Consider the following 17,358-nt stretch of genomic DNA (forward strand, 5'->3'; position numbering starts at 1 on the left):
CCGGTCCGGCCGGTGAGCCCCTGGTCCTGGGAATATGCGGGCCGGTGCGACTGCGCTTCGAAAGCGTCCGGCCCGGGCTGTCCTATGGCGCGAGGATCGCGACGGCGAGGTACAGCAGCAGAGGCAGGCCGAAGCCCAACAGCGTCAGGGCGACAAAGGCGACGCGCGTCCACAAGACATCGATGCCGAACTGGTCCGCCATCCCGGCGCACACGCCGAAGATCATCCCGTTACGGCGATTCTTGCGAAAACCCTGGTTCATTTCTTTCCTTTCGATCCCGGCCTTCAGGCCGGCGTTTTTTGGGGGAGGCGGCTGGTCAGGCGACCAGCCCACCGAAGTGCGCAGCGTTCGGGCCGACAGCGGCGAGGAACATCAGCGAGCAGTAGAGCGAGGCAACCGCGGCGATCGCGTAGCTCTTGAACGATTCGACGTTGAAATGGGCCATGATATTTTCCTTCCTTGAACCTTCCATCCGGACCATCCGGTGGATGCCGACAGTATTGCAGGGACCGTGCCAATTTCATTCATTGGCGGTTAAGCGCGGTTTTTTGGTTCCCGAAATATTATTTCAGCGCAAAAAATGCGCCAGGATGGCAAAAATTCCCGTTCATCGGAAAATTTTCAATGACAGTTCTGGGCGCGACGGGCTGGCTTCGGCCGATGGGCTGCGGTAGGCGCGGCACAGGATGACGCTGACCCGCTTATCGCTGACCGATTTTCGCAATCATGCCGCTGCGGATATGGCCGCCGGGCCGGGGCTCGTCGCGCTGCATGGCGACAATGGCGCGGGCAAGACGAATATCCTGGAAGCGATCTCGCTGCTCGCGCCGGGGCGCGGACTGCGCCGCGCCGCGCTGGCGGACATGGTGCGCGACGGGGCGAGCGGGGGCTTCGCCGTTTTTGCCGAGGTCCAGGCGGGCGCCGACCTGCCCCCGGTCGCGCTGGGAACGGGGATGGAGCCCGCGCAGCCGGGGCGGCGGATCGTGCGCATCAACGGCGCCCCGGCCGCGGCGACGGCGCTGGGCGAATGGTTGGCGATATTGTGGCTGACCCCCGCGATGGACCGGCTGTTCGTCGAGACTGCGGGAAACCGGCGGCGCTTCCTCGACCGGCTCGTGCTCGCGCTCGACCCGCGCCACGCGCAGCACGGCAACCGCTATGAAGCGGCGCTGCGCGCGCGCGGCAAGCTGCTCGCCGACCCCGCCGGCGCCGACGGGCAATGGCTGGCGAGCCTCGAGGCGCAACTCGCCGAACATGGCGCGGCGATGGATGCGGCGCGGCAGGCAATGCTCGCGGGCCTGTCGGCCGAACTCGCGGGTCAGCCCGACGCGCCATTCGCGCGGCCGCTGCTGACGCTCGTCGATTCCGACGGAAAGGCGCGCGAGGCGCCGCACGCGGTCGATGCGCTGAAGGAGCTTTTCGCATCGCGCCGCCGGATCGATGCCGCGGCGGGCCGCGCGACCGCGGGGCCGCACCGCGACGATCTCTCCGCCATGCACGCCGCGACCGGCCGCGCGGCGGCGCGCTGCTCGACCGGCGAGCAAAAGGCGATGTTGCTCTCGCTCGTCCTCGCGCACAGCGACTGCGTCGCGCGCGCGCGCGGGCAGCGCCCGGTGCTGCTATTGGACGAAGTCGCCGCGCATCTCGACCCGCTGCGCCGCCGCGCGCTTTATGAGCGCCTTGCCGGGCAAGGGGGTCAGGCCTGGCTCACCGGGACCGAGGCGGCGCTGTTCGACGACATGCCCGGGCCGGTAACGCGCTTTCGCGTTGCGGGCGGGCGGATTACGGCGGGGTAGATATTTGCCTTCCGGCTGTTTTCGACCGGCGGCTGCCCGATTCATCATCGTCACCCCGGATTTGATCCGGGGTCCGTGCAGCGCCGGAGGATGATCCCGGATCAAGTCCGGGATTACGAGAATAGAGGAGCAGTTGCTTCCTCCTCCCGAAAGCGGCGGGCCGTCGATCAAAGAATCTCGCGCACCACATCCTGCGGACGGCACAGCCGCACGCCCTTGTCGGTTTCGACGATCGGGCGCTCGACATAAGCGGGGTTGGCGGCCATCGCGGCGATGATATCATCCTCGCTCGCATCCTTCAGGCCGCGCTCTTCGGCGTCGGTGCCGCGCAGCCGCAGCGCTTCGCGGGCGGCGAGGCCGGCGTCGCCGAACAGCTGGCGCAGCTTGTCGGCGCTGTAGGGATTTTTGAGATATTCGACGACGCTCAGCTCGACGCCCGGGGTTTCCTGAAGAATCGCCAGCGTCTTGCGCGATGTGCCGCACGCGGGGTTGTGCCAGATGGTCGCTTTCATGGGTTCGGCCCTAACGCAGCCTTACTGCCGCGTAAACGCGCTATTCATGGCATATATGGCACATCTTCCCGCATGAAGGGGAACCACCAGCTTGCCTTCGCGGCCGACACACGACTTATGCAAAGTCGAGGGAACGCCAAAGGCGGCCAATGCGGGGTTGGGTTGCAAGTGAATGAATTGATCGATCGCAGGAGACTGCTCGCCGGGATCGCGGGAGCGGGGGCGCTGGCCGCGGTTCCGACGCGTGCACAGCTTCCGAACTGGGTGCAGCAACCGGCCCTGCCCTTGCCGCCGCCCGTCGACTATCTCGCCGTGGCAAAGCGGCAGCTGGCGCTGCAGGCGCGCAATATCCCCCAGACCGATCGCGTCGGTGTCGTCGATTTCGGCCTGCCCTCGTCGCGCCCGCGCTTCGCACTGGTCGATATGGTCGCGGGCAAGGTCGACATGTTCCCGGTGACCCACGGGCGCGGCTCGGACCCGCAGCACGATGGCTGGCTCAAGAGCTTTTCGAGCCGCGTCGGCAGCCTCGCGACCTCGCGCGGCGCCTATCGCACCAGCGATTATTATTGGGGCGCCAACGGATCGTCGATGCGCCTCGCCGGGCTGGAACCCGACAATTATACCGCCGACCAGCGCGCGATCGTCGTGCATGGCGCCTGGTATGCGGACCCGGCGCTGATCGCGACGCAGGGCAAGCTCGGGCGCAGCGAGGGCTGCTTCGTCTTTGGCGAAGAACTGCTGCCGATGATTCTCTACAAGCTCGGGCCCGGCCGGCTGCTGTTCGCTGACCGGCTGAGCGCTCCCCCGCCGATGCCGACGCCCTTCCAGCTGCCGCCCGCCGACCCGCTGCCGGGAACGGAGAATTTGCGGCGCGCGAGCACGTTCAGCGGGACGCTCCCCACGACCGCGGATTAAGCGCAGCGTTGGCTTTGGGATGGGGAGCGGTCGATAGGCCGGTCCCTGCGCAAATATGGGCCGAAAGCGACTTCCGCTCAATAAATCCCGCTCGTCGCCGGCGTCGTCACGCGTGCGGCGGTGGGCACCGTCGGGACGACCGGCGGCGGCTCCGGCGCAATGACCGTCGCGGTCGGGCGACCGGGCTTGGCGAAGCTCGCCACCACCGGCGCGTCGCGGCCGTAGATGTCGGCGAGCTTCTTCACACCGCCCTTGCCGTCGGGAACCATGGTCCAATAAGCGACATAGACGGGGAAGGGCTGGTCGAAGCCGAAGCGCGTCGTCTTGCCGCTCGCGATCGCCTCGCCGAATTCCTCGGGGCTTTTTCCCGCGAACATCACCGCCATCAGGCCCGAGAAGTGCAGCGCGCGCTCGGTGCGGATGCAGCCGTGGCTGAACGCGCGTGCGGCGGCGTTGAAAGCGCCCTTCGAGGGGGTGTCGTGGAGGTAGATCGCATGCTCGTTGAGCATTTCCATCTTCATCACGCCGAGCGCATTGTTCGCCCCCGGCTGCTGCACCACCGACAGCGTCTTGCCGCTGCCCGTCCAGGTATAGCCCTGCGCACGCGCCGAGGCGGGGTTGCGCGCGATCGTCGCGCCGATGCCTTCGTTGATGATGCTGCGCGGCAGCGTCCAGGTCGGGTTGACGATGATGCCGGTCGCCATCGGATTGAGCTGCGGCGTCGGAGTCGAATTCTTGCCGACGACGGCCTTGTGCGTCGCGATGGTCGTGCCGCCATGGACGACGCGGGTCACATATTCGGGGACGTTGCTGACGACATAGCGGTCGCCGAGGCTGCGCGGCATCCAGCGCCAGCGTTCCATGTTGACGCGGATCGCATTGGCCTCGGCGGGCGTCTTCGCTGTCTTGAGCGACGCCTTGAGCGCCGCGAAATCGGGATGTACGGGATCAAGGCTCGCGAGCGTTTCGGACACCGTTCCGGCGCCCAGCGCGGCGGTGAGCAGCGACAGCAGGGGTTCGCTGTCGCCGTCGCTGTCGGTCATGAACCATTGCTTGCGCGCGGCGTTCGGCGTCCGGCCGTCGCGCAGGTGCGTCGCGAGCAGCAGGAAGCTGTCGGTTGCGGCCTTGTCGAGCGCCGCCTGATCGTCGCCGAGGATCGCCGCGGCGAGGCCGTCAGGATTGTAATCCCTGGCGAACAGGCCCTCGTCGCCGACCTTTTCGATGAAGCTCAAAAGCGCGGTCGCATTGTCCTCCGACCAGCTCGGCATGTCGATCCGCACCGCGACGACCGGCGCGTCATCCCTTACCTTGTCGGGCTGGAGGATGACCGAATCCTCCTTCACCTCGGTTTGCGCGAAGGCAGGGGCCGCGAACAGGGTCAGCGGGAGGAGGAGAACCGCAGCGGGACGCGCGGAAAAGGAAGCGTTTTTGGCCATGGTCAAAGCCCATAGCCAAAAAGAAGGGCTAGCGAAAGTGAAGCGCCGCACAGCTCGGCGCAGTTGTTCAAAGGGGGGTCAGGCCGCGCCGCCCTCATCCTCCCGCGCCAGCCATTCCTCGAGCCACTTGATCGTATAATCGCCGTGGATGACGTCGGGGTCGGCCAGCAAGGCCTGGTGAAGCGGAATGTTGGTCTTGATCCCGCCGATCACCATCTCGTCGAGCGCGCGGCGCATCCGCATCATGCAGCTTTCGCGGCTGCGGCCATAGACGATCAGCTTGCCGATCATGCTGTCATAATAGGGCGGGATTGAATAGCCGGCGTAAAGCCCGCTATCGACGCGGACGTGCATGCCGCCCGCGGCGTGATAGCTCGTCACCTTGCCCGGCGAGGGCATGAAGGTGCGTGGATCCTCGGCATTGATGCGGCATTCGATCGAATGGCCGCGGAATTCGAGGTCTTCCTGTTTGACCGACAGGCCCGCGCCGCCCGCGATGCGGATCTGTTCGCGGACGAGGTCGAAGCCGGTGATCATTTCGGTCACCGGATGCTCGACCTGGATACGCGTGTTCATCTCGATGAAGAAGAATTCGCCATTTTCCCACAGGAATTCGATCGTGCCCGCGCCGCGATAGCTCATCGCGGCCATCGCGTCGGCGCAGACCTTTCCCATGCGCGCGCGTTCTTCGGCCGAGATGATCGGCGAAGGCGCTTCCTCGAGCACCTTCTGGTGGCGGCGCTGCAGCGAGCAGTCGCGCTCGCCGAGGTGGATCGCATGGCCCTTGCCGTCGCCGAAGACCTGGAATTCGATGTGGCGCGGATTGCCGAGATATTTTTCCATATAGACGGTCGGATCGCCAAAGGCGGCCGCCGCTTCGCTCGACGCCTGGCCCATCAGACTTTCGAGGCTGCCCTCGTCGGGGACGACCTTCATGCCGCGCCCGCCGCCGCCCGAGGCGGCCTTTATCAGCACCGGATAGCCGATTTCCTTCGCGAGCTTCTTGGTTTCCTCGCTGAAGGTGACGGCGCCCGGCGAGCCCGGAACGACGGGAAGACCCAGCGCGACCGCGGTGCGCTTCGCCTCGACCTTGTCGCCCATCGTGCGGATATGCTCGGGCTTCGGCCCGACGAAGATCATGTCATGCGCTTCGATAATCTCGGCGAAGCGCTCGTTCTCGGACAGGAAGCCATAGCCCGGATGGATCGCGTCGGCGCCGGTGATCTCGGCTGCCGAGATGATCGCGGGGATATTGAGATAGCTGTCCTTTGCCGCGGGCGGCCCGATGCACACCGCCTCGTCGGCGAGGCGGACGTGCATCGCGTCGGTGTCGGCGGTCGAGTGGACCGCGACCGTCTTGATGCCCATTTCGTGGCACGCGCGATGGATGCGCAGCGCGATCTCGCCGCGGTTGGCGATCAGGAGCTTTTCAATGGCCATCGTCGATTCAGCCGATGGTGAACAGCGGCTGGTCGAACTCGACCGGCTGACTGTTCTCGACATGCACGGCCTTGAGCGTTCCCGCGGCGGTCGCGGTGATCGGGTTCATCACCTTCATCGCCTCGATGATCAGGATCGTGTCGCCCGCCTTCACCGCCGAGCCGACCGCCGCGAAATTGGGCGCGCCGGGTTCGGGCGCGAGATAGACGGTGCCGACCATCGGCGACTTAACCGCGTCGGCGAAATTGTCGGCGGCGGGGGCTGCTGTGGCGGCGGCAGCCGGAGCCGCGGGGGTTGCTGCGGCAGGCGCGGCGACCGGCGCGGGTGCATAGTGGGTGGGGGCGGCGGCGGTCAGCGTGCGCGCGACGCGAACCTTGCGGTCGCCGTCCTCGACTTCGATTTCGGAAAGCTGCGTATCGTCGAGCAGTTCGGCGAGTGCGCGCACGAACGCCGGATCGATGTTGATGCCATTGTCTTTATGGTCACCCATGAGAATTTTTCCTGCTGTTGCGGCGTCGTCGTTTCAACGCCCGGACCCCGATTTTTGATGCGCCCCCTTTGTCAGAGACGGGCGGCGGCGTCCAGCGCCAGCGTATAGCTGTTCGCGCCATGCCCCGCAAAATGCGCGACAGCGGCCATGCCGACATAGCTGATGTGGCGAAACGGCTCGCGCTGCATCGGGTCGGACAGATGGACCTCGATCACCGGCACCTTGATCGATTTGATCGCGTCGTGGATCGCGATCGATGTATGCGTATAGCCCCCGGCGTTGAGCAAAACGGCCTTCGCGCCCGCCACATAGGCTTCGTGCAGCCAGTCGATCAGCACGCCTTCATGGTTCGTCTGCCGGCATTCGAGCCTGATTCCCAGCCCTTCCGCCTGCGTTTCCAGTCGCGCGTGAATATCGTTCAGCGTGTCGTGGCCATAGATCTCGGGCTCGCGCGTGCCGAGCAGGTTGAGATTGGGGCCAGAGAGGACAAAGACGGTCGGAAGGTCGGGCAAGGGGCGGTCTTTCGGTTGCGACGTTGCGGGCTCCCCCTATATGGGCTGCTCGGCAAAAGGCAAAGCAAGGCGGATTTCACGTGATCTCGGTCATCCTCAACGGCGAACCGCGGCAGGTGCGCGAAGGCAGCATCGCCGACCTCGTCGCCTCGCTCGGCCTCGACGTGAAGAAGGTCGCGGTCGAACGCAATCGCGCGATCGTGCCGCGATCGACGCTCGCCGACGTCGCACTCGCCGAGGGCGATGCGCTGGAAATCGTTCATTTCGTAGGAGGCGGTTGAGTTGTCAGCAGACCAGTGGAGCGTTGCCGGCCGGACATTTACGTCGCGGCTGATCGTCGGCACCGGCAAATACAAGGATTTCGAACAGAACGCCGCGGCGGTCGAAGCGTCGGGGGCCGAGATCGTCACCGTCGCGGTTCGCCGCGTCAACGTCTCCGACCCCACGGCGCCGATGCTGACCGACTTTATCGATCCGAAGAAGATCACCTACCTGCCGAACACCGCGGGCTGCTTCAATGCCGACGATGCGATCCGCACGCTGCGGCTGGCGCGCGAGGCGGGGGGCTGGGACCTCGTGAAGCTCGAGGTGCTGGGCGAGGCGAAAACGCTCTATCCGAATATGCGCGAGACGCTCGAGGCGACCGAGGTGCTCGCGAAAGAGGGCTTCCTGCCGATGGTCTATTGCGTCGACGATCCGATCGCGGCGAAGCAGCTCGAGGATGCGGGCGCGGTCGCGATCATGCCGCTGGGCGCCCCCATTGGATCGGGGCTGGGCATCCAGAACCGCGTCACGATCCGCCTGATCGTCGAAGGCGCGTCGGTCCCGGTGCTCGTCGATGCGGGCGTCGGCACCGCGAGCGACGCTGCGGTCGCGATGGAGCTCGGCTGCGACGGCGTGCTGATGAACACCGCGATCGCCGAGGCGAAGGACCCGGTTCGCATGGCGCGCGCGATGCGCCAGGCGGTCGAGGCGGGACGCGACGCCTATCTGGCGGGGCGCATGGGCCTCAGGCGCTATGCCGACCCTTCGAGCCCGCTGGCGGGATTGATCTAAGGCAGAAGGCGGCCGGAAGGCGCCATCCTTCTCCCCTCCCGCTTGCGGGAGGGGAAAATCAGTTCGTGGCCTCAGCGTCCGCTTCCCACCCCAAAACCGACGCCCATGCCAGCTTGCTTACCCCATGATGAAGGCGTTCAATTTGTTGCCGTCGGGATCGCGGAAATAGCCGGCGTAGAAACCCTCGCCGCGCGGTCCCGGCGGGCCTTCGCAGCTGCCGCCGTTCGCCAGCGCAATGTCGTAGAGGCGCTGGACCTGCTCCTTGTCTTTCGCCTCGAGCGCCACCATCACGCCATTGCCCACGGTCGCGGGATTGCCGTCGAACGGCTTGGTCAGGCCGATGCCGGCGCCGCCGCCCGGCTTGCCCCATGCTATGAAGCCGTCGAATTCCATCATCCGCGGCGTATCCAGCTCGGCGGCGATCGCATCGTAAAATACCGCCGCTTTCGCCAGATCCCGCGTCCCCAGCGTCACATAACCGATCATCATCCATCTCCCGACTCGCAGAGATGAACATAATAGGAACAAAATAGATCGAAGCAAAGAAAAAGGGCGTCGGACACATGGCCCGACGCCCCTTTCGTCGACGCGGCGGGCGCGCCTATTTGATGCGGATCGCGATAAAGGCCGAGGGCCCCCCACGACGCAGGATTTCGAGCAGCACCGCGTCGCGGCCCGCCTTCTTCGCATCGTTCACGACCTTCGCCAGCGCCTCGCTCGACGTCACCGGTGTGCGGTTCGCGGTCAGGATCGCGTCGCCGCGGCGCAGACCTTTGCGCCCCGCGTCGCTGTTGCCCGACACCGCGCCGATCACGAGTCCCTTGCTGTTCGCCTCGATGCCGACGGCGCGCGCGATGTCCGGGGTCAGCGGCTGCACCGCCATGCCGAGGCTGTTCTGGATCGTCTCGTCATGCGCGCCCGACGGATCCTCGGGCATCGTCTGTTCTTCCTCGGGGTCGAAATTCGCGCCCGCGAGTTCGTCTTCGGGCGGGCGCGTGCCGACAACGGCATTCAGCGTCATCGTCTTGCCGTCGCGCACGACCTCGAGCGGGATGCGCGTGCCCGGTTTGGTGTTGGCGACGATATACGACAGCGTCTGTTGCGGCGTCACATCCTTGCCGTTGACCTTCAGCACGACGTCGCCGCGCTTCAGCCCCGCCTTCTCGCCGGCTTCGCCCGGTTCGACGCGCTGGATGAATTCGCCGCGATCCTTGGGCAGGCCGAGCGCCGAGGCGAAATCCTCGGTTACCGGCGCGATGCCGATGCCCAGATAGCCGCGCTGCGGGGCTTCGCCGGCGCGCAGCGCTTCGATCACCGGGATCGCAGCCTCGGCCGGAATCGCGAAGTTGACGCCGATGTTGGCACCGACGGGCGAGATCAGCATGTTGTTGATGCCGACGACATTGCCTTCCAGGTCGAACAGCGGGCCGCCCGAATTGCCGCGGTTGATCGCGGTATCGGTCTGGATATAGCGGTCATAGGCGCCGCCCTGGCCGATATTGCGCTGGACCGCCGAGATGATGCCCGCGGTCACGGTCGAACCGAGGCCGAGCGGGTTGCCGATCGCGACGACCCAGTCGCCGACGCGCGCCGGACTGCCGTCAGCAAATTTGACGAAGGGCATTCCGGTGGCATCGATCTTGAGCAACGCCAGATCGGACGCCGCATCGCGGCCGACGATCTTCGCCTTATATTCGCGCTGGTTGGTCAGCGTGACCGTGACTTCGTTCACCGCCTCGCCGCGCGGGCCGCCCGAAATGACGTGGTTGTTCGTGACGATATAGCCGTCGGCCGAGATCAGGAAGCCCGACCCGCCGCCCTGCTGTTCCTGCGTGATCGGCTCGCGCGTCCCGGCAAAGGGGTTGAGCCGGACGCCAAGCGTCACTTCCTGCTTGGTCGAGATGTTGACCACCGCGGGCTGCAACTGTTCGACCAGGTCGGCAAAGCTTTCGGGCGCGCCGGCGCGCGGCACGGCCCTCGCCATCTCGCTCTTTTCGTTCTGCGCGACCTGCGCCCCGACGGGGGACTGGGTGACCAGCGCCAGCGCGGTGCCACCCGCCAGCAAGGCCGAAGTGATGCCATAAACATAACGCACGATCGGAAATCCTCTTCGTTCTTTAAAAAAACTCAATAACCCCGGCTGCGGCGGTCTGCGTCGGGCTGGCTGAATGGTGTTTGAACATGAACGGACGCTGCAGGTTCCATTCATCGGTCGCCTGCTTGCCGCGAACGCGTCAACCGCCGCTGAAACGTTTCAGATATTCATTGTCGGGCGACATGATGATCGACGTTCCGCCTTGGTTGTTTTCACCCAGGAAGGTCTGCCGATAGCTCTGCATCGCGCGATAGAAATCATAGAATTCGGGGTCCTTGCCAAAGCTCGCGGCATAGATGCGCGCGGCTTCGCCGTCGGCGCTGCCGCGAATGATCTGCGCCTCCTTCTGCCCTTCGGCGCGGATCGAGATCGCCTCCTGCTGGCGCGCGGTGCGCATGCGGTTATAGGCCGCCTCCAGCGTGGCGCCTTCGGGCAGGTCGGCGCGCTTGATCCGCACGTCGATGATCTCGGCGCCATATTTCTGCGCCTCGCGGTTCAGCGCGACCTGGATATTGTCCATCACCGCGCCGCGTTCGGCCGACAGCAGGGTGGCGAAGGTCCGCTTGCCAAGCTCGTTGCGCAGCGACGAGCCGAGGATGGTCGCGAGTTGCTGCTGCAGCCGTTCCTCGGTGCGGATCGCGGTGTACATGCGCACGGGGTTGGTGATGCGGAGGCGCGCGAAGGCATCGACCTGCAGCCGCTGCTGGTCGGTCGAGAGCACCTGCTGGCGCTCCATGTTGATGCCCAGGATGCGCTTGTCGATCAGCTGGACCGAATCGGCGAACGGCATGGTGATCAACACTCCGGCGCCCGAACGCCCGAACTGCTCGCCCTTTTTATAGGCGTTCTTGGTTCCATAGATTTCGCCGACGCGCAGGATGACGGCCTGGCGATCCTCGGGAACGATCGTCACCGTCATCATCAGCACGACCAGCACCGCGACGATGCCGACGAGCAGGCGCACGGGGTTGCGGAAAAGCGAGCCGAACATCATTCGCCTCCCTTCGTCGCCGCTTCGGGTGCCTTGAGGCGCCTCTGCACTTCGTTGAGCGGCAGATAGGGCGTCACCCCGCGCGCTTCGATGATCGTCTTGTCGACGTTCGACAATACCGTCTCCATCGTTTCATAATAAAGGCGCTGGCGCGTCACTTCGGGTGCCAGCTCATATTGGGCGTAAATCTGGTCGAACGCCGACGTGTCGCCGCGCGCGCGTTCCAGCACCTGCTGCTGATAGGCGCGGGCAAGGTTGATTGCCGCTTCGCGCTCCTGCCGCGCCGCGGTGACTTCCTTGAACGCCTCGTCGACCTGGCTCGGCGGATCGGCCTGGCGGATGGCGATGCCCTGGATCGTGACGCCCGCGCGATATTCGTCGAGCAGCGCCTGCATGCGCCGCTGCACCTGCGCCTCGATCTCGACGCGGCCCGGACCGATCGCCTGCACGAGGTCGAAATTCGCGACCGTCGCGCGCATCGCGCTTTCGGCGACCTCGCGGATCGTGTCTTCGGGATTGGCGAGCTGGAAGAAGAAAAGTTCGGGGCTGCGAACCGACCAGCGGACCTCATAGGCAAGGTCGACGATGCTCTGGTCGCGGGTCAGCACGAAATTCTCGTCCGTCGCGTTGGGCGAGCCGATCGCCATCGTGCGGATCGCGCGGACGTCTTCCATCCGCACGCGCTCGATCGGTGCCGGCAGCGTGATCTTGAAACCGGGGCCCATGGTGCGCGAATAGCTGCCGAGGCGCGTCACTACGCCTTCCTTTTCGGGCGGGATGACGTGGATCATCGAAAAGCCCAGCACGATCACGACAAGGCCGAGGATCGCCCATTTCCAGACCTTCGCCGACTCGCCGAAGTCGAAACCGCCGCCGCCGCCCGAGCCGCCGCCACCGAAACCACCGCGCCCCTTGCGCAGCAGCTCGTCAAGCGCCGAGGGGCCGCGCGGCTTTTGCCCGCGCCGCTGGTCGGCGGGATCGGGCGTCACCCACGGGTTGCGCGGGCCCGGCTTCTTGCCGTCGTCGCCGTCTTTGGGACCGCTCCCCCACGGGCTGTTCGCCATCTGGCTGATCTGTTGAAGAAATTGCCGCAATCCCCCCGGACCGCGGCCGGCCATGTTGGCTTCATTTTCGTTGCTCATGCTGCTTTTATAGGGGCGGCGGGCGCGATTAACAGGGGGTGCGCGCGAAAATGGCTGGCAAACGTGCCGATCATGCCTATCTGCCGCGGACATGACCGAACATAGCGCAGAACTCGCCCGCCTGACCGCCGCCGCCGCCGACCTTAGCGAAGGTCGTTCCTCCGGTCTGCGATTGCTCGACGACTCGGGCCTGCTCGCGGTGGTGCTCGACGTCTCCGGATTGGCGGTCGAGGAACGGGGGCCGCTCGAAGACAGGCTGCGTGCCGGCCTCCTTGCTGAACCCGGTGTGCGCGAGGTGCGCATCGCGATGACCGCCGAGAAAAAGGCGCTGACGATCATCGCGGTCGGCAGCGGCAAGGGCGGGGTCGGCAAATCGACGCTCGCCGCGAACCTCGCCGTCGCGCTCCACCGGCTGGGCGTCAAGGTCGGGCTGGTCGATGCCGATATCTACGGCCCGTCGCAGCCCCGGCTGATGGACAGCGAGGGCGTGAAGCCCGAATCGCGCGGATCGAAGCTGGTTCCCGTTCCCAACGCCTATGGCGTGCCGATGCTGTCGACCGGACAGATCGCGGCGCCCGGACAGGCGATCGCGTGGCGCGGCCCGATGGCGGGCAAGGCGCTCGAACAGCTTGTCGACGCGAGCTGGGGCGATATCGACACGCTCGTCGTCGACCTGCCTCCCGGCACCGGCGACGTCCAGCTGACGATGATCCAGCGGCACAAGCCCGCAGGCGCCGTCATCGTCTCGACCCCGCAGGACCTCGCGCTGATGGACGCGACGCGCGCGATCAGCCTGTTCGAACAGGCGGACGTGCCGATCATCGGGCTGGTCGAGAATATGGCGGGCTATGCCTGCCCGCATTGCGGCGAGGTCAGCGACCCGTTCGGCAGCGGCGGCGCAGAGGCGGCGGCGGCGACGATGGGCCTCGACTTCCTCGGCCGCGTGCCCTTGTCGATGGGCATCCGCCTCGCCAGCGACGGCGGCGTGCCCCCGGCGGCGGGAACCGATCCGGCCGGTGAACCATTCCACGCGATAGCGGCGAAGGTCGCCGAATGGCTGGATGCACGAAAGGGCAAATGATGGCGATCAACGACGAAGGCGAGATCCGTGAGCTTTTGGGCCAGCCGCGCCGCATCGCCGTGGTAGGCGCTTCGCCCAACCCGGCGCGGCCGTCGAACGGTGTGCTCGCCTTCCTGATCGCGCAGGGGCACAATGTGATCGCGGTCAACCCCGGCCATGCTGGCAAGACCATCCACGGCGCGCCCGTCGTCGCGACGCTCGCCGATGTCGAGCCGCCCGCCGAAATCGTCGACATCTTCCGCAACAGCGAAGACGCGGGCTCCGCGGTCGACGAAGCGATCGTCCACGGTGCGAAGGCGGTGTGGATGCAGATGGGCGTCGTCAACGAAGCCGCCGCGAAGCGCGCCGCCGCCGCGGGGCTGGTGGTCGTGATGGACCGCTGTCCCAAGGTCGAGATTCCGCGTCTCGGCCTGCTGCGCTGAGGCGGCCACCGCTCGCGCCTTCAGGCGGCCGGATCGGAAAGCCTTTGCTTCGCCGACTCGCGCCGATTATCAGCATCGCCGATGGCGGGCATTCGCGACACTGTGGGGAAAGACAAATCGCGCCGGCCGCACGTCAGCCGGCGTCAGATGCTGATCGGCGCGACCGCCGCGGGCGGCCTTGCGATCGCGTGGAGCCTCTGGCCGCGCGATTATCAGCCGAACCTGACCGCCGCGCCCGACGAGCATGTCTTCAACGCCTTTCTGAAGATCGGCGACGACGGACATGTCAGCGCGGTCGTTCCGCAATGCGAAATGGGGCAGGGCGTCACGACGCTGCTGCCGCAGATCATGGCCGACGAGCTCGGTGCCGACTGGCGGACGATCGCGGTCGAAACCGCCCCGATCAGCCCGCTCTACGCCAATACGCTGCTCGTCGACGAGGATAGCGCGACCTTCACGCCGCGGTCGGGCGTCCCCGATTTCGTGTCCGACGTGCGCAGCTGGGCGCGCCGCGAGTGGGCGGTGCGCCACGCGGTGATGCTGACCGCGAACAGCTCGTCGGTGCGCATGTTCGAAGGCCCGTGCCGCGCCGCGGCGGCGCAGGCGCGCGCGCTCTTGATGATGGCTGCGGCCGAGCGGTGGGATGCCGACTGGCAGGAATGCGACACGCAGGACGGGTTCGTCATCCACGGCAAGAAAAGGCTGCGCTTTGGCGAGGTGGCAGCCGCGGCTGCGCTACTCGATCCGCCCGCCGAGCCCGTCTATCGCGCGCACAGCCCCGATCCGCTTTATGGCAAGGAGCTGACGCGGCTCGACCTGCCGGCAAAGATCGACGGGTCGGCCAATTATGCCGGCGACATCCGCCTGCCCGACATGGTCTTCGCCGCGATCCGGCAGGGGCCGCTTGGCGCGACGCGGCTCAAGAGCATCGATCGCAAGGCGGGCATGGCCGCGCCCGGCCTGCTGCATGTCGTCACGCACGACCGCTGGATCGCCACCGTCGCGCGCAACTGGTGGGCGGCGAACCGCGCCCTCGACCGCTTCGCTCCGGTGTTCGAAACCGAAGGCAAGCCGGTTTCGAGCGACGGCATCGACGCCGCGCTGAAGGCGGCGCTGAAAGACGACGGCTACCGCATCGCGAGCGAGGGCGACGTTGCCGGGGCGATGGACAGGCGAAAGCCGATCGCCGCCGAATATGCGGTCGCCCCGGCGCTCCACGCCGCCGTGGAAACGCGCACCGCGACCGCCGCCCCCGACCGCGACGGGCTGCGCCTCTGGGTCGCGACGCAGGCGCCCGCCCAGTGCCGCGACGCGGTAGCGCGCGCGACCGGCCTCGCGGCGGCGAACGTCACGCTATTCCCGATGATGGCGGGCGGATCGTTCGACGCCTGCCTCGATCACAGCGTCGCGGTTCAGGCGGCGATCGTCGCGGTGCAGATAAAGCGCCCGGTCCAGCTCGCCTGGTCGCGCGCCGAGGAGATCATGCGCCTGCCGCCGCGCGCGCCGGCCCGCGCGAAACTGACCGCGACGCTCAACGCCGCGGGCGGGATCGACGCGCTGGTGACGCGCATCGCGGTGCCCGCGACCAACCATGAGGTGCGCGCGCGGCTGTTCGAGAATATCCCCGCCGACGAGGCGCAGCGCGCCGCCGCGGGCCGCGCCGACGCCGCTGCGGTCGAAGGGGCGATGACCCGCTATGCGATCCCGCACCGGGCGGTCGATCATTGCCCCGCCGACATCGGGCTGCCCACGGGCCGCTGGCGCGGCAACGCCGACAGCTACACCGCATTTTTTACCGAGTGCTTCATCGACGAAATGGCGGCGCGGGCGGGAAGCGACGCGCTCTCCTATCGCATGGCGATGCTCGGCAATGCGCCGCTGCTCGCGCGCTGCCTGCTCACCGCGACCAGCCTCGGCGGCTGGGAGGGCGGCTTGTCGGGAAGCGCGCAGGGGCTCGCCTGCCACTCGATGCGCGGCAGCCATATCGCGCTGATGGCGACCGCGCGGCAGAGCGACCGGGGCCTTGAGGTCGAACAATTGGTCGCGGTCGTCGATGCCGGGCGGCTCGTCAACCCGGCGATTGCGCGCCAGCAGGTCGAAGGCGGGCTGATTTTCGGCCTCGCCGCCGCGGTCGGCGCGACGACCGATTATGAAGGCGGTGTTGCGACCGCGCGCAAACTCGGCCAGCTCGGCCTGCCGCGCCTGTCGCAGACCCCTCGGATACTCGTCGAATTCGTCGAGAGCGACCGCGAACCCGGCGGGCTCGGCGAGGTCGGCGTCCCCGTCGTCGCCCCCGCGCTCGCCAATGCGATGTTCGCCGCGACCGGGCGGCGTATCCGCCGCATCCCGCTGTCGGCGCATCCGCTGTGACCTTGCCGGCCGATCATCCCGCCGTCGCGGCACCGCGCGTCGGTGTGCTGCTCGTCAATCTCGGGACGCCCGACGCGCCCGACGCGCGCTCGGTTCGGCGCTATCTCGGCCAATTCCTGTCGGATCGCCGCGTCGTCGAGATCCCGCAAATCCTGTGGCAGCCGATCCTGCGCGGCATCATCCTTACCACCCGGCCGAAAAAATCGGCGCACGCCTATGCCCAGGTGTGGACCGACGAGGGATCGCCGCTCGCCGCGATCACGCGCGCGCAGAGCGCGGCCATGCAGCGCGCCTTGGGCGACGCTGCGGCGGTGGCTTATGCGATGCGTTATGGTCAGCCGGCGATCGGCCCGGCGATCGATACGCTGGTCGCAGCGGGATGCCGCCGGATATTGGTGGCGCCGCTCTATCCGCAATATTGCGCCGCCACGACCGCGACCGTGGTCGATGCGGTGGGCGATCATCTCAAGACGCTGCGCTGGCAACCCGCGCTGCGCTTCCTGCCGCCCTATCACGACGATCCCGCCTATCTGGAGGCGCTCAAGATGTCGGTCGAGTCGGGGCTCGCTGCGCTTGATTTCGTGCCGGATGTGCTTCTTGCGAGCTTCCACGGCATGCCCGAGCGCACATTGCAGCTGGGCGATCCCTATCATTGCCAGTGCCGCAAGACCGCGCGCATGCTTTCGGACATGCTCGGGCGCCCGGTCGAGGTCGCCTTCCAGTCGCGATTCGGGCGCGCCAAATGGCTCGAACCGGCAACCGACAGCCAGCTCGAAGCCTTTGGAAAGGCCGGCAAGAGCGTTGCCGTCTTCGCGCCGGGCTTCGCCGCCGACTGCCTCGAAACGCTGGAAGAACTCGCGATTCGCGGCAAACAGCAATTCGCCGACGCGGGGGGCGGGCATTTCGCCTATCTGCCCTGCCTCAACGCCGAAGCGCCCGGCGTGGCGATGATCGAGGCGCTGGTAAGGCGCGAACTCGCGGGGTGGCTCTGACTTTCCCGCATTTGCGGCGCTGCTTACCAACTGTTTAGGACCATGCGCTAACTTGATCCGGCGCGGCGCCAAAAGGGCGCAACCCCCGCGGCATATGGAGACGGTCG

General features: G+C 66.8%; 19 protein-coding genes. 8 read left to right on the plus strand and 11 right to left on the minus strand.

Annotated elements, in window-relative coordinates; translation table 11 throughout:
- Positions 1–82: 82 nt before the first annotated feature.
- Together VSX79_RS00220 and VSX79_RS00225 are read right to left on the minus strand one after the other, a co-directional pair.
- The gene (locus tag VSX79_RS00220; RefSeq protein WP_058816939.1) at positions 83–262 is read right to left on the minus strand and encodes a PspC domain-containing protein; all 180 of its coding nucleotides are present in this window, start codon (positions 260–262) and stop codon (positions 83–85) included.
- A gap of 55 nt (positions 263–317) precedes the next feature.
- Positions 318–446: a hypothetical protein gene (locus tag VSX79_RS00225; RefSeq protein ID WP_257018269.1), complete on the minus strand. Its 129-nt coding sequence runs from the start codon at positions 444–446 to the stop codon at positions 318–320.
- A 241-nt stretch (positions 447–687) separates the two neighbouring features.
- Between VSX79_RS00225 and recF the strand changes: the two genes are divergently transcribed.
- Positions 688–1,797, plus strand: coding sequence for a DNA replication/repair protein RecF (recF, locus tag VSX79_RS00230; protein WP_326914085.1), 1,110 nt, complete (start codon positions 688–690; stop codon positions 1,795–1,797).
- A 167-nt stretch (positions 1,798–1,964) separates the two neighbouring features.
- Here recF and arsC read toward each other — a convergent pair whose 3' ends face one another.
- Positions 1,965–2,309: an arsenate reductase (glutaredoxin) gene (gene arsC / locus VSX79_RS00235; protein ID WP_326914086.1), complete on the minus strand. Its 345-nt coding sequence runs from the start codon at positions 2,307–2,309 to the stop codon at positions 1,965–1,967.
- Positions 2,310–2,477: 168 nt separating this feature from the next.
- Here arsC and VSX79_RS00240 point away from each other — a divergent pair, with 168 nt between their 5' ends.
- A complete protein-coding gene (locus VSX79_RS00240; RefSeq protein WP_179498258.1) occupies positions 2,478–3,224 on the plus strand; it encodes a murein L,D-transpeptidase catalytic domain-containing protein in 747 nt (248 codons plus the stop codon).
- 77 nt (positions 3,225–3,301) lie between these two features.
- Here the strand turns inward: VSX79_RS00240 and VSX79_RS00245 are convergent, their stop codons facing one another.
- The 4 genes from VSX79_RS00245 to VSX79_RS00260 form a co-directional block, all read right to left on the minus strand.
- The gene (locus tag VSX79_RS00245) at positions 3,302–4,660 is read right to left on the minus strand and encodes a L,D-transpeptidase scaffold domain-containing protein (RefSeq protein WP_326914087.1); all 1,359 of its coding nucleotides are present in this window, start codon (positions 4,658–4,660) and stop codon (positions 3,302–3,304) included.
- Positions 4,661–4,738: 78 nt separating this feature from the next.
- On the minus strand, positions 4,739–6,100 hold the full coding sequence (accC, locus tag VSX79_RS00250; RefSeq protein WP_326914088.1) for an acetyl-CoA carboxylase biotin carboxylase subunit: 1,362 nt from the start codon (positions 6,098–6,100) through the stop codon (positions 4,739–4,741).
- Positions 6,101–6,107: 7 nt separating this feature from the next.
- Positions 6,108–6,590, minus strand: a complete 483-nt coding sequence (gene accB / locus VSX79_RS00255; protein WP_326914089.1) for an acetyl-CoA carboxylase biotin carboxyl carrier protein — start codon at positions 6,588–6,590, stop codon at positions 6,108–6,110.
- A 71-nt stretch (positions 6,591–6,661) separates the two neighbouring features.
- Entirely contained in the window at positions 6,662–7,102 is a 441-nt protein-coding gene (locus VSX79_RS00260) for a type II 3-dehydroquinate dehydratase (protein ID WP_179498266.1), read from the minus strand.
- 80 nt (positions 7,103–7,182) lie between these two features.
- On the opposite strand from VSX79_RS00260, the gene thiS reads away from it, so the two are divergent.
- The gene (thiS, locus tag VSX79_RS00265) at positions 7,183–7,383 is read left to right on the plus strand and encodes a sulfur carrier protein ThiS (protein WP_058804940.1); all 201 of its coding nucleotides are present in this window, start codon (positions 7,183–7,185) and stop codon (positions 7,381–7,383) included.
- A 1-nt stretch (position 7,384) separates the two neighbouring features.
- The gene (locus VSX79_RS00270; RefSeq protein ID WP_179498268.1) at positions 7,385–8,158 is read left to right on the plus strand and encodes a bifunctional sulfur carrier protein/thiazole synthase protein; all 774 of its coding nucleotides are present in this window, start codon (positions 7,385–7,387) and stop codon (positions 8,156–8,158) included.
- A 117-nt stretch (positions 8,159–8,275) separates the two neighbouring features.
- Here the strand turns inward: VSX79_RS00270 and VSX79_RS00275 are convergent, their stop codons facing one another.
- The 4 genes from VSX79_RS00275 to hflK form a co-directional block, all read right to left on the minus strand.
- Entirely contained in the window at positions 8,276–8,644 is a 369-nt protein-coding gene (locus VSX79_RS00275) for a VOC family protein (RefSeq protein ID WP_179498912.1), read from the minus strand.
- A gap of 115 nt (positions 8,645–8,759) precedes the next feature.
- A complete protein-coding gene (locus tag VSX79_RS00280) occupies positions 8,760–10,253 on the minus strand; it encodes a trypsin-like peptidase domain-containing protein (protein ID WP_179498269.1) in 1,494 nt (497 codons plus the stop codon).
- A 139-nt stretch (positions 10,254–10,392) separates the two neighbouring features.
- The gene (gene hflC, locus VSX79_RS00285; RefSeq protein ID WP_179498914.1) at positions 10,393–11,244 is read right to left on the minus strand and encodes a protease modulator HflC; all 852 of its coding nucleotides are present in this window, start codon (positions 11,242–11,244) and stop codon (positions 10,393–10,395) included.
- Complete coding sequence (hflK, locus tag VSX79_RS00290) at positions 11,244–12,386, minus strand: protease modulator HflK (protein ID WP_179498270.1); 1,143 nt, start codon at positions 12,384–12,386, stop codon at positions 11,244–11,246. The genes hflC and hflK overlap by 1 nt, the downstream gene beginning before the upstream one ends.
- Positions 12,387–12,477: 91 nt before the next feature.
- On the opposite strand from hflK, the gene VSX79_RS00295 reads away from it, so the two are divergent.
- The 4 genes from VSX79_RS00295 (at position 12,478) to hemH (ending at position 17,251) form a co-directional block, all read left to right on the plus strand.
- On the plus strand, positions 12,478–13,467 hold the full coding sequence (locus VSX79_RS00295; RefSeq protein WP_179498271.1) for an Mrp/NBP35 family ATP-binding protein: 990 nt from the start codon (positions 12,478–12,480) through the stop codon (positions 13,465–13,467).
- A complete protein-coding gene (locus tag VSX79_RS00300) occupies positions 13,467–13,889 on the plus strand; it encodes a CoA-binding protein (RefSeq protein WP_179498916.1) in 423 nt (140 codons plus the stop codon). The genes VSX79_RS00295 and VSX79_RS00300 overlap by 1 nt, the downstream gene beginning before the upstream one ends.
- Before the next feature lie 81 nt (positions 13,890–13,970).
- Complete coding sequence (locus VSX79_RS00305; protein WP_326914090.1) at positions 13,971–16,259, plus strand: molybdopterin cofactor-binding domain-containing protein; 2,289 nt, start codon at positions 13,971–13,973, stop codon at positions 16,257–16,259.
- On the plus strand, positions 16,256–17,251 hold the full coding sequence (gene hemH, locus VSX79_RS00310) for a ferrochelatase (protein ID WP_326914091.1): 996 nt from the start codon (positions 16,256–16,258) through the stop codon (positions 17,249–17,251). The genes VSX79_RS00305 and hemH overlap by 4 nt, the downstream gene beginning before the upstream one ends.
- Positions 17,252–17,358: the final 107 nt, after the last annotated feature.

The organism is Sphingopyxis chilensis (assembly GCF_035930445.1).
GTDB classification, from domain to species: Bacteria; Pseudomonadota; Alphaproteobacteria; order Sphingomonadales; family Sphingomonadaceae; genus Sphingopyxis; species Sphingopyxis chilensis.